Consider the following 12,215-nt stretch of genomic DNA (forward strand, 5'->3'; position numbering starts at 1 on the left):
GCAGCGCCTCCATCGAAGCGGACGGTTGCCAGCTCATCGCACGCCCACTGTAGGAGCGACGTAAGTCGCGACCGCACGCCAACAGCGTATGCGACCTTCGATAGATGCGTGTCGTACACGCTGCGCGAGCGCGGAATGCTTCCGGTCGCGACTCACGTCGCTCCCACAGAAAAGCATGCGGCTACTCATGCATGCTTCTCCAGAAACGCCAGCAACTGCGCCTCGTCCCAGATCTCGATGCCCAGCTCCTGCGCCTTGGCCAGCTTGGAGCCGGCGGCTTCGCCCGCGACGACCAGATGGGTTTTCTTCGACACGCTGCCGGCGACCTTGGCACCGAGGGCTTCGAGCTTCTCGCCGGCTTCGTCGCGGCTCATCGCCGCGAGGCCACCGGTGAGCACGACGGTCTTCCCGTCGAGCGGACCTGTGGCGGAGGCGATCTCCTCGGGCGTCAGCTGCAACAGGTCGTCCAGCGCCGCGCCGCTGCGCGACAGCAACTGCGCGTTGGCCTCGTCCTCCAGCCAGGCGGCGAAGGCGTTGGCCGAATCGCTGGGCAGGCCGGCGGTGACGAAGTTGTGTACCGGTGCATCCAGCAGCGCCTGCACCGACGGGAACGCGGAGGCCAGTTGTTCGGCGCGCACGCGGGTGACCTTGGGAATCTCCAGGTCAACCAGCAGCGTCGCCAGGTCCAGCGTCGCGCGCAGCTTGCCCGACGGCGGATGCGTATCGCCGATGACGACGCCACGCGCCAGCAGGTCATCGATGGCCTGCTGGTTGCCGGGCTGGTCGAGGAAGTGGCCCAGCGAACGCGCCACTTCACCGCCTATGTCCGGCACGCGCTTGAACAACGGCCACGGCAGGCGGCGGATCAGCTGCAGGTCGCCGAACCACTGCGCCAGCGCCTTGGCCGTGCTTTCGCCCACGTGCTGAATGCCCAGCCCGAACAGGAAACGCTCCAGCGTGGTCTGTCGGCTGCGGTCGATGGCCTCGATCAGGTTTTCGGCCCACTTCGTCGCCACCTTGCCGGCCTTGACCCCGCTCTTAGTAAGTGCGAGCGGGGTGGTGCCGTCGCGCTCATCCACGCGGCGTTTCATCTCGAGCAGGTCGTCGACGGTCAGCTTGTAGAGATCGGCCACGTTCTGCACGAAGTCGAGGTCGCTGAGGTCCTCGACGAAGCGCTCGCCCAGGCCCTCGATGTCCATCGCACGGCGCGAGGCGAAATGGATGATCGATTCCTTGCGCTGCGCCGGGCAGGTCAGCTCGCCGCTGCAGCGCCATACCGCTTCGCCTTCCTCGCGGACGATCTCCGAACCACACACCGGGCACTGGGTGGGCATCTGCCACGGCACGGTGCCGGCCGGGCGACGTTCCGGCACCACGCCGACCACTTCCGGGATCACATCGCCGGCACGGCGCACGATCACCGTGTCGCCGTTGCGCACGTCCAGGCGTGCGACCTGGTCGGCGTTGTGCAGGGTGGCGCGGGTGACGGTCACGCCACCGACATGCACCGGCTGCATCAGCGCCCACGGTGTCACCGCGCCAGTGCGGCCGACGTTGACCTCGATCGATTCCAGCACCGTCATCTGTTCCTGCGCCGGGAACTTGTGCGCGATCGCCCAGCGCGGCGCGCGCGAGACGAAGCCCATCTCGCGCTGCCCTTCCCCATCGTCCAGCTTGTAGACCACGCCGTCGATGTCGAACGGCAGACCGTCGCGCGCTTCGCCGATGCGCTGGTAGTAACCAAGCAGGCCGTCCACGCCTTCCACCACGTCGCTGAGGCTGCTGACCGGGAAGCCCCAGCCACGCAGTTGCTTCAGCGTGGCCGAATGCGAATCCGGCAGTTCGCCGCCCTCGACCAAGCCGGTGCCGTAGGCGAAGAACGCCAGCGGCCGCTGCGCGGTGATGCGCGGGTCGAGCTGGCGCAGCGAACCGGCCGCGCCGTTGCGCGGATTGGCCAGCACCTTGCCGCCGTGCTTGCGCGCGTGTTCGTTGTACTTCTCGAAGTCCGCGCGCGGCATGTAGACCTCGCCGCGCACCTCCAGCACGGCGGGCCAGCCGGTGCCACGCAGCGCCAACGGAATGGCCTTGATGGTGCGCAGGTTGAGGGTGACGTCCTCGCCGGTGGCGCCGTCGCCACGCGTCGCGCCCTGCACGAAGGCGCCGTTCTCGTAGCGCAGGCTGATGGCCAGGCCGTCGAGCTTGGGTTCGGCCGAGAAGCGCAACGCGGGGCGCTTGAGCTTGTCGGCGATGCGGCGGACGAAGTCCTGCACTTCCTCGTCGCTGAAGGCGTTGCCCAGCGACAGCATCGGGATGGCGTGGCGCACCTCGGCGAACTTGCCGGCCGGCGCATTGCCCACGCGCTGGGTGGGCGAGTCGGCGGTGACCAGTTCGGGGTGCGCGGCTTCCAGTTCGTCCAGCGCGCGCAGCAGGCGGTCGTACTCGGCGTCCGGGATGCTGGGCTCGTCGAGGACGTGGTAGCGGTAATTGGCGTCCTCCAGCTGGCGGCGGAGGTCGGCGATGCGGGCAGCGGGGGTCGGCGTCATGGGGGGAATTCTAATGCCGGCGACTGTGACAGGCGGCGCAGCGCCGGTCCTCTGGGGGCCGTGGTTGACCTCGGGCGCCTGCCGGCGGAAAGCAGATGGAGCCGGGAGCCCACTCTGCAAGGCTCGGAACTCCAGGCGCGGGGCCTGTGCGCTCCATCGATGGCACGTTTTGCCCGATCGATCGCCCTCGGAAAGCCATCGGTGGGTTTCCGAAAACGATCGATGGGATCCGGAAAGCGATCGATGGCTTTCGGAATGTGATCGCTGGGGCTCGGGTGCCCCATCGATGGGACCCGGAAAGCGATCGATGGGTCTTTGAGAGCCATCGATGGCTTTCGGAAACCCATCGATGGCATGCCCCTGCCCCATCGTTGGCGTTCAGAGCCTTGCAACTGGGGCTCAGAGCGCCATCGATGGCGCTCTGAGCACGATCTTCAGATGGATATGTGAGACCTCAGGCGTGGAACAGGTAGAGCACGTCATGTTCCATGCCGTGCAGCAGCGTGGCGCGATCCTCGTTGCGGCCGACCCGGCGACGCTCGCGGACCGTCACCTCTTCATCCTCGATGCCGCCACGGTAGAAATGCAGCAGCAGGCCCAGTTCGGCGACCTGCGAGGAGGCAAGGACGGCATCCACGAACGCGAGCCAGCGGGTCAGGTCATCGTCCGCGCGCCGGCGCCGGACACCATCCGTGGCCATCGCGTGTTCCGACCTCTGCGCCATCGCGCGTGCGATCTTGTTTTCGCTCCAGCCCTTGCGTACCAGCTTGCGGGCCATGCCCTCTCCCACGTCACGCATCCCGCGGAGCGCGCCGAGCGGTTCATCGCAATCGCAATGGCCAAGGGTGGTCACGAAGTACGCTTCGCCCGGCGCGAGCTGTCGCGTCACCCAGGGACTCGACAGCCTGAGAAACCGGCGACCGTGCGTACGCGCCAACGCATCCAGCGCCTCATGCGGCGCGGCGGCGGGAAGGACTGCGGTGATGAAGCGGCACATGGGGGCAGTCTATCCGTGCCGTGCTACTGCATGCCGGCGCCGACGGTCATCCGAACCGGGATGCCAGCGGGGTCGAAGCCATCCAGGCAATAGACGTTGATGCCGTAGTAGTCCGGGGTGACGCGCTTGCGGTGGAACGGATAGATGCCGCAGATCGTGCAGAAATGGTGGTGCGCGGTGTGCGTGTGGAACTGGTAGTCGGCGAGCACGTCGGCGCCGGCCAGCAGGCGGAACGCGCTTTCGTGCACCTTCACCATCAGCGCGTTCTTCTTGCGGCAGATCGAGCAGTCGCACTGCGTCAGCTCGGGAAAGTCGGTGTCGATCTCGAAGCGGACGGCGCCGCAGTGGCAGCGGCCGGCGCAGGTTTGGAGGGGGCGCGTGGACATGGGTCGCACGGTATCAGACGGACCCCGACGCGCGGCGGACCTCACTGCCCAATGGAGGCGTTCCGTACCAGGGGCTTACGCGAGGCAGCCAGCAAGAACCAGGCGCGCCCTCGCGGATTGTCGTACACCTCGATGCCCCGGAGGTTGTCCTTGCTGATGTGCAGGTAGTGGACATCTCCCGGGACGAAAGCCTTGAGGTCGCCTACGCCGTTCCACTCCGTCATCGGGAACTCGATGCAGCCGACGACGACCTCCAGCTGCGCACCCTGCAGGCCCGGCGGCCCGTACTGCACTTCGTAGAGCGCGCGGGAACCCACGAACAACATGCCGCAGCCGGGGCCGCGCTCGACAAGCAGCAGGCGTGCCTGCACGTAGGCATCGCGCTCATCCGGCGGCAACGGAAACTCTCCCAGCTTCGACCAAGGAAAGGTTTGCAGCAACATCACGAGGCCACAGGCCAACAACCTCATCGCACTGTCCTCCACTGAGCCCGCTGCAGCAGTACAGTCGGGTCCCGGACGGTGAGCTCCAGCGCGATCATGGGAACATGTCTCGCGGTCATGGGAGGCTACCGCGTGACGACATCGCGCCAGATCAGAAGGATTTCCGCCGCGCGCGCGGCCCGTTCCCGTGTCCCGGGCAATCCCATCGACACCTCTGCGATACCGACAAGATGGGCGATCAGCGTGTCCGCATCCGCTCCGCGCCACAGCAGCCCACAGACGCCACCCACGTAACCGTCGTATTCGTCGCGCGCTTCGGTTGTTCCCGCTACGCCGATGGGATCCCACAGGTAGTGGAGTACTTCGCTGACGGCGCGGTGGAGCGCGGCGACTTCCGGTCCCAAGGTCGAGGTCATGGCGAAATCTGGTGCACGGGAGCGCCAGCGTAACCGCAGATCAGACCGCCCGCAGGAACCGCGATACCTTCTGCTCGAGCAGGCGTACCAGCGCGGGGTCCATGTACGCGTAATCGTCCGGGATATCCAGGCAGATCACCCGCTTGCCGTTGAGGTGGCGCTTGAACTTCGCGGACAGGCGGCTGCGATGCGGTGGCTCCATCACGAAGATAAGGTCCGCCCACGCCAGCAGCTCGGGCGACACGGGGACTTCGGCGTCGTTGCCCAATCCTGCGGACGCCGTCTCCACGGCCGGCCAATCAGCGAACACCTGCTCGGCCGTCGGACTGCGCAGGCGGTTCTGGGTGCAGATGAAGAGGATGTTGCGGGGCATGGAAGGAGTGCGGGCGAAGGCATGACGGCGAGCCAAGGCTGCACGACGGCCGTAGGCTGGGTTGGAGCGCAGCGTAAACCCAGCAGAGCCGTCATCGCGCCTGATGCTGGGTTTCCGCTGCGCTCCAACCCAGCCTACGGTGCATTCCTCTATGTCGGAGACCGCAGGATCTTCTCCATCGCCTTCCCCTTTGCCAGTTCGTCCACCAGCTTGTCGAGGTAGCGGATCTTCTGCATCAGCGGATCGTCTACGACCTCCACGCGCACGCCGCAGACCACGCCCTTGATGAGCGAGGCATGTGGATGGAGCTGCGGGGCTTCGGCGAAAAAGGTCTCGAAATCCTTCTTCGCCTCGATCTGCCGCTCGAGTCCGGCCTGGTCGTAGCCGGTCAGCCAGCGGATGACCTCGTCCACCTCGGCTTTCGTCCGGCCTTTGCGCTCAGCCTTCTGCACGTACAGCGGGTACACGCTGGCGAAGGAGGTGGTGAAGATGCGGTGCGACATCGAAATCACTCCACGAATATGGCGTCGACAAGATCGCTATAGGTGAGGCCAGCTTCGCTCATTCCAACGCGTGCGCTGGGTTCGCGCTACGCTCCAACCCAGCCTACGGTCTACGATATCCACGTCGGCTCCGTGCCGATCACGCGCCAGACACCGTTTTTCAGACGAAGCGTCGATCTCCACCCGCTACCGCAGAGCGGTCCGCAGTGGATGCCGAAATCGACGGTGGCGGACAGGCCCTGCGCATCACTTCGATAGCGCGGCATCTCAAGCGACATCCAGGACGCCAGTCCCGGATAGGTTTCCTGAAGACATGGCAGCGGAGAGTGCAGTTGCTCACGCGCCATCCTGTCCAGGCAACGGTGGACGTTCGCGTCGAACCTCGCCTCATCCTCGAACCGCACGGAAGGACACCCGAGATCCTTGGGGAAAGCCAGCAGGCCCAGCTCACGGCGCCCATCCATCCGGTCGCGCGGTGGCGACGCGACGATGAAGAACTCGCGTTCCATCCGGCAGCGGCCATCCAGCGCAAGCCGCAATACATGCGCGTCGTATTCCATCGCGAACGCCGGCGTCAGTACGAACGGCGGGATTTCAGTCGGAGGTGGCGGCAACAGGGTTGGCCGCGCTTTCAGCAAGGGGAGCGCCAGCGCTACGGCAGACACGCCGAGCAGGAGCAGCATCCATGTCGCGATCCGTTTGCGTGTCATCGCCAGTCTCCCCTGCAAGCCATCCGAGCGAAGATACAGCCATGACCTGGGCCAGCCACTGCGGCCCTACGGTGCTCGGTTCACCACCGCGGCGCCTTCGTCAGCGGCGGCGCTTCATGCTGCCGGTCATACGCGCGCAGTTCTTCCCGGATGTGCTGGATGCGCTGGCGGCCGAGGGTGTTGCGGCTGTCGTCGAGGACCACGCCGCCCAGCAGTTCGGCCATGCGCTCGACGTTGGGCAGCAGTTTTTCCCAGGCTTCCAGCGCGGTCATCGGCGCGGGCAGTGTGAGGAAGAACGCGATGGCCGGGGTTTCCAGCGTGCGGATGGTGGCCATGTCGAAACTGCCGGGCTGCATGATGTTGGCCATGCTGAAGACCGGGCCGCGCTCGGGGTGGCCTTCCACCAGCCGGTGGAAGACGTTCATGTGGCCGAAGGTCAGGCCCGTCTTCTCGGCGGCGACCACGATGTCCTCGCCACGCAGCACCTGCCCGGCCTTGGCCGCGACGTACAGCGAGACGATCTTGTCGAAATCCTGGTTGGGCCGCTTGCCGAGGTCGCTTTCCGCGCCGGCGACCGGCGTGCCGCCGGGCAGGCCGAGTTCGGGCTGGCTGACGCGCTCGCCACTGTAGTCCTGCACCTGCTCGCTCGTGTCGTCGCCGGCAAGGCTGGGCTCGACGCGCGCGGTATCGCGTTCGGAGGGATCCAGCCGGCGGCCCTGGCTGGGTTTCTTGGGACGACCGAACAGGAAGATCGCGACCAGCAACAGGATGCCGGCGACGATGATTCCGATACGAAGCATGGCCATGTCGGACACAGGGGATTCTCCGGCAAGGTGGAATGAAGGGTCAGGCGGCGCCGGCCAGGCGGGCGGCCTCTTCCAGGTCCACCGACACCAGCCGGCTGACACCGGGTTCCCGCATGGTAACGCCACTGAGCTGGTGTGCGGCTTCCATCGTCGCCTTGTTGTGCGACACGAAGAGGAACTGCACCTTCTCGCTCATCTCCTTCACCATGTTGGTGAAGCGGCCGACGTTGGCCTCGTCGAGCGGTGCGTCGACTTCGTCCAGCAGGCAGAACGGCGCGGGGTTCAGCTGGAAGATGGCGAAGACCAAGGCCACCGCCGTCATTGCCTTTTCGCCACCGGACAGCAGCGAGATGTTGGACACGCGCTTGCCTGGCGGGCGCGCCATGATGGCCACGCCGGTGTCGAGCAGATCCTCGCCCGTCAGTTCCAGATAGGCGTGGCCGCCGCCGAACAGGCGCGGATACAGCTGCTGCACGCCCGCGTTGACGCGATCGAAGGTGTCCTTGAAGCGGCCGCGCGTCTCGCGGTCGATCTTGCGGATGGCTTCTTCCAGCGTCTCCAGCGCGGTGGTGAGGTCGACGTGCTGCGCATCCAGGTATTCCGAGCGCTGGCTGGCTTCGCCGTACTCGTGGATGGCGGCCAGGTTGACCGGCTCCAGCCGGCGCATGCGGCCATCGATCTGGGTGACGGCCTGTTCCCACTCGCGCACGTCGGCCACCTCGGGCAGCGTGTTGATGACGTCCTCGAGCACGAAACCACCGGCGACCACGCCTTCGGACAGCTGTTCGGCCTTCAACGCGAGCGCCTGCTGGTCGAGCTTGCGCTGCGAGATGCGCTCGCGCTGCGCCACAGCCTGTTCGTCGCGCTGCTGGCGGGTCTGTTCGTACTTGCGGAGTTCGTTGTCGATGCTTTCCAGCAGGGAGCGGGCCTCGGCAAGCTGGCGATCGGCGGTGACGCGATGCTCCAGCGCCGCCTGGCGCTGCGCTTCCAGTTCCTGCACCGGCGAATCGCCTTCGCTCAGCTGCAGCGTGAGTTCTTCCAGGCGCGAATCGAGGTGGCCACGCTGGCCGCCCATGCGATCCAGTGCCTGGCTCAACGACACGATCTGGGTGCGTTGCGACTCCAGCGTCAGCGCCAGCGCGTGCGCGGCGTCGCGCGAGGCGCGCGCGGCCTCGCGGGCCTGATCGCGCGCGTCGACCAGCTGGCGGCGCTCGCTTTCCAGCCCCTGGCGGGCGGATTCGAGGTCGCCCATGCGGGTCACGGCGTCTTCGAGCTTCGCGCGGGCTTCGCGGGCCTGCTCGCGGCTGGTATCGAGCGTGTCGACCAACTGCGCGATCTCGCCATCGATGCGCTCGAGGCGCGTGCGCGTAGCGTCCACCTTGCCCTGCTGGCTTTGCAGCTGGCCGGCCAGCTCGGACACCCCACGGTGCGCCATGTATAGCGTTCGCTGGGCGTCTTCGCGCTGCTGTTCGGCGGCGAGCAACGCATCGCGCAGCCCGGCCAAGCGTTCTTCCAGCTCCGCTTCGCGTGCCTGCAGGGTTTCGATCTCGGCGCGCAGCGACTGGATGTCGCGCTCTCGCAGCAGGGCGCCCTGCTTGGCCGCGCCGGAACGCAGCACGCGGACCCAGCCGACACCCAGGCGTTCGCCGTTGCGCGTGATGACGGAATCGCCCTCGCCCAGCTGAGACTGCAGACGGCGGGCTTCATTGAGGTCGTCGGCCACGTGCAGGCGGGCCAGCAGGCGGCGGATCGCGGCCGGGCCCTGCACCTTGGCCGCGAGGGACGTCGGCGCGAAGGCAACGTCGCTGCGGTCGTCCGACACCAGCGCGATGCGGCCATCGCCGAGTTCGCCCAAGGCATCGACCAGCGCTTCCGGTGCATCGACCAGCACGCCTTCGATCAGCTGGCCGAGCGCGCCTTCGACGGCGTTCTCCCAACCGGGCTCGACAGTCAGCTTCTCACCGACGCGCGAGGCATTGTCCAGGCCGCGTGCCTTCAGCCAGCTCATCGCGGCGCCCTGTTCCTGGCCCAGCGCAGCGTGCTGCAGGGTTTCCAGCGAGGACAGTCGACCGCGGGCTTCCTGCGCGCGCTTGCGCACGTCCGAGAGTTCGGCCTGAGTGGCGCGCTGCTGTTCCTGCACGTCGGCCGCGCCCTGCTTGCGCGCCTCGACCTGCTCGGTCAGCGACTCCAGCGACTCCTTCTGCGTGTCGTGCTGCAGCTGCAGCTGTTCGAACGCGGATGCCAGCGCATCGAGGTCGAGCCCGGCGCGTTCATTGGCCAGCGCTTCGCGACGGCGTTCGGCTTCCAGCGACTGCCGGTCGAGATAATCGACGCGCGTGCGCTCCACGTCGCCGGCCCGGGAGGCCTCGGCGGAGTCGCGGCTGTGGGTTTCCCAACGCTGCTGCCAGTCGGCCAGCCGGGCTTCGGCCTCGCGCAGCGCATCCTGCCTGAACACGTCCTCCTCGCGCAGCTGCTCGAGCTGCGGTTCGGCATCGGCGACCGATTCACGCAACACGTCGAGGCGGGTCTGGTCGCCGCTGATGTGCTGGCCGAGTTCCTGCAGCGCGTTGTGGGCCTCGTCGCGGGCCCGCTTCAGGCGGTCGGCGAGTTCGCGCTGGTGCTGGATCTGCTGTTCGACGCGGGCCAGCGTGCTGCCGACCTGGTAGACCTCGCCCTGCGCCTTGTTGAGGCCGTCGGCAGCCTCCTCGCGGCGCACGCGGTCGGTTTCCAGCAGGCGTTCGGCTTCGCGCTGCTCGGCGATCAGCTGCTGCAGTTTCGTCTCTTCCTGGGACAACGCCTCGCGCAGGCCCTGCAGCTTGCCGTCCAGGCCGCGGTATTCCAGCGCCTTCCACTCGGCGTCCTTGACCCGGCGCTCTTCCTGCAGCGCCTTGTACTGCTCGGCCTGCTTGGCCTGCCGCTTGAGGTGCTCGAGCTGCTTGCCGATCTCCTCGCGCAGGTCGTTGAGGCGGTCCAGGTTTTCGCGGGTGTGGCGGATGCGGGTCTCGGTTTCCTTGCGGCGTTCCTTGTACTTGGAGATGCCGGCGGCTTCTTCCAGGTACACGCGCAGGTCTTCCGGGCGGGCCTCGATGATCTGGCTGATCATGCCCTGCTCGATGATCGAGTAGCTGCGCGGTCCCAGGCCGGTGCCGAGGAACAGGTCGGTGATGTCGCGGCGACGGCACTTGGTGCCGTTGAGGTAATAGTTGCTCTGACCGTCACGGCTGACCAGGCGCCGGACCGAGATCTCGTTGAACGCGGCGAACTCGCCGCTGATGGTGTGGTCGCTGTTGTCGAAGATCAGTTCGACCGAAGCCTGCGACACCGGCTTGCGCGCCGCCGATCCGGAGAAGATGACGTCGGTCAGCGAGTCACCGCGCAGGCGGCTGGCGGAACTCTCGCCCATGACCCAGCGCACGGCGTCGATGATGTTCGACTTGCCGCACCCGTTCGGGCCGACCACGCCGGTCATGTTGGTCGGCAGGTGGAGCACGGTGGGATCGACGAACGACTTGAAACCGGACAGCTTGATGGTGGAAAGGCGCATGCGGCGGTGTCTTCCGGGCACCGCGACCGGACCGGTCCGACGCGCTGCCGCAAGTATGAAATGGGATCAGCTTCGACTGCCAAGGTCTTGATTCCACGGCAATCCGGCCTGCCTGCTGGCACGCCAACGGATGAGTATAGCCGCCCCCGCCACCGTATGCCCGGGCCTGCCAGGCCCGTACGCCCCTGCGCCGTCCGCGTACGGCGCAAGCGCCCGCCTGTTAGGATCGCGGGCGGCTTCACCCCCCTCCCTCATCCACCAACGGTCCCCACTCCGTGTCTCTTTTTGCATCCGTAGAACTCGTACCCGGCGATCCCATCCTGGGGTTGACCGAGGCGTACAACGCCGATCCCCGCACCCAGAAAGTCAATCTCGGCGTCGGCATCTATTACGACGAACAGGGGCGCATTCCCCTGCTCGACTGCGTCCGCCAGGTGGAGCAGGCGCTGGCCGCCGAGGGCAAACCGCGCGGCTACCTGCCGATCGACGGCCTGGCCGCCTATGACGCCGCCACCCGCGAACTGGTGTTCGGCAAGGACTCCGGCCTGGTCGCTGCCGGCCGCGTCGCCACGACCCAGACCGTGGGCGGCAGCGGTGCGCTGCGCGTGGGTGCGGACCTGCTGAAGAAGCTGCTGCCGCACGCGACCATCGCGATCAGCAACCCGAGCTGGGAAAACCATCGCGCGGTGTTCGGCGCGGCGGGTTTCGACATCGTCGACTACACCTACTTCGACGCCGCCACGCATGGGCTGGACTTTGCCGGCATGCTCGCCGACCTGGGCAAGCTGGAGCCCGGTACCGTCGTGCTGCTGCATGCCTGCTGCCACAACCCCACCGGCGCCGACCTGACGGTCGCTCAATGGACCCAGGTCGCGGCGCTGATGAAGGACCGCGGACTGTTCCCCTTCATCGACATGGCCTACCAGGGCTTCGACAAGGGCATCGCCGAGGATGGCGCAGCCGTGCGCATCGTCGCCGAGGCCGGCATCGACAGCTTCATCGTCGCAAACTCGTACTCCAAGTCGTTTTCGCTGTACGGCGAGCGCGTCGGCGCACTCTCGGTGGTCGGCCCGGACGCCCATGCGACCAAGGCCGTGCAGTCGCAGGTCAAGCGCATCATCCGCACCATTTATTCGAGCCCGTCGACGCATGGCGCGGCGCTTGTCGCGGGCGTACTCGCGAGCAGCGAACTGCGCGCGCTGTGGGAAAGCGAGCTGGGCGGCATGCGCGAGCGCATCCACGCGCTGCGTGCCGGTCTGGTGGACAAGCTGGCCGCCCTCGGCGCGCCGGAGTTCGCCTTCATCCAGCAGCAGGCCGGCATGTTTTCCTACTCCGGCCTGAGCAAGGCCCAGGTGGACCGGCTGCGCGACGAGTTCGGCATCTATGCGGTCGGTACCGGACGCATCTGCGTGGCCGCGCTGAACCAGCAGAACCTGGCATACGTGGCGGAAGCGGTGCGCACGGTCAGCCGCGGCTGACCGATACCGTCGGCGG

General features: G+C 67.0%; 11 protein-coding genes. 1 reads left to right on the forward strand and 10 read right to left on the reverse strand.

All coding sequences use genetic code 11. The features are described from left to right. Positions 1–185: 185 nt before the first annotated feature. The 10 genes from ligA to smc form a co-directional block, all read right to left on the reverse strand. Positions 186–2,543, reverse strand: coding sequence for an NAD-dependent DNA ligase LigA (ligA, locus tag CYU89_RS11560; RefSeq protein ID WP_296281174.1), 2,358 nt, complete (start codon positions 2,541–2,543; stop codon positions 186–188). A 454-nt stretch (positions 2,544–2,997) separates the two neighbouring features. Continuing rightward, complete coding sequence (locus tag CYU89_RS11565) at positions 2,998–3,540, reverse strand: hypothetical protein (protein ID WP_296281176.1); 543 nt, start codon at positions 3,538–3,540, stop codon at positions 2,998–3,000. A 23-nt stretch (positions 3,541–3,563) separates the two neighbouring features. Continuing rightward, positions 3,564–3,926 carry a GFA family protein gene (locus CYU89_RS11570; protein ID WP_296281177.1) on the reverse strand — a complete coding sequence of 121 codons (363 nt, stop codon included), beginning with the start codon at positions 3,924–3,926 and terminating at the stop codon, positions 3,564–3,566. A gap of 41 nt (positions 3,927–3,967) precedes the next feature. Then, positions 3,968–4,396, reverse strand: coding sequence for a hypothetical protein (locus tag CYU89_RS11575; RefSeq protein ID WP_296281179.1), 429 nt, complete (start codon positions 4,394–4,396; stop codon positions 3,968–3,970). A 98-nt stretch (positions 4,397–4,494) separates the two neighbouring features. After that, positions 4,495–4,785 carry a hypothetical protein gene (locus CYU89_RS11580; RefSeq protein WP_296281181.1) on the reverse strand — a complete coding sequence of 97 codons (291 nt, stop codon included), beginning with the start codon at positions 4,783–4,785 and terminating at the stop codon, positions 4,495–4,497. Between the two features lie 40 nt (positions 4,786–4,825). Next, on the reverse strand, positions 4,826–5,158 hold the full coding sequence (locus tag CYU89_RS11585) for a low molecular weight protein tyrosine phosphatase family protein (protein WP_296281183.1): 333 nt from the start codon (positions 5,156–5,158) through the stop codon (positions 4,826–4,828). Positions 5,159–5,307: 149 nt separating this feature from the next. Next, positions 5,308–5,661, reverse strand: a complete 354-nt coding sequence (locus tag CYU89_RS11590; RefSeq protein ID WP_296281185.1) for a DUF2200 domain-containing protein — start codon at positions 5,659–5,661, stop codon at positions 5,308–5,310. A 110-nt stretch (positions 5,662–5,771) separates the two neighbouring features. Beyond that, positions 5,772–6,344 (reverse strand): hypothetical protein, encoded by a 573-nt coding sequence (locus CYU89_RS11595; protein WP_296281187.1) that lies wholly within the window; start codon positions 6,342–6,344, stop codon positions 5,772–5,774. 107 nt (positions 6,345–6,451) lie between these two features. Continuing rightward, complete coding sequence (gene zipA, locus CYU89_RS11600; protein WP_296281188.1) at positions 6,452–7,186, reverse strand: cell division protein ZipA; 735 nt, start codon at positions 7,184–7,186, stop codon at positions 6,452–6,454. A gap of 31 nt (positions 7,187–7,217) precedes the next feature. Next, entirely contained in the window at positions 7,218–10,721 is a 3,504-nt protein-coding gene (gene smc, locus CYU89_RS11605) for a chromosome segregation protein SMC (RefSeq protein WP_296281190.1), read from the reverse strand. A gap of 275 nt (positions 10,722–10,996) precedes the next feature. On the opposite strand from smc, the gene CYU89_RS11610 reads away from it, so the two are divergent. Next, a complete protein-coding gene (locus CYU89_RS11610; protein WP_296281192.1) occupies positions 10,997–12,199 on the forward strand; it encodes an amino acid aminotransferase in 1,203 nt (400 codons plus the stop codon). The last annotated feature ends 16 nt before the right edge of the window (positions 12,200–12,215 follow it).

Origin of the sequence: Pseudoxanthomonas sp. (assembly GCF_002863005.1) — a bacterium.
Classification (GTDB): domain Bacteria; phylum Pseudomonadota; class Gammaproteobacteria; order Xanthomonadales; family Xanthomonadaceae; genus Pseudoxanthomonas_A.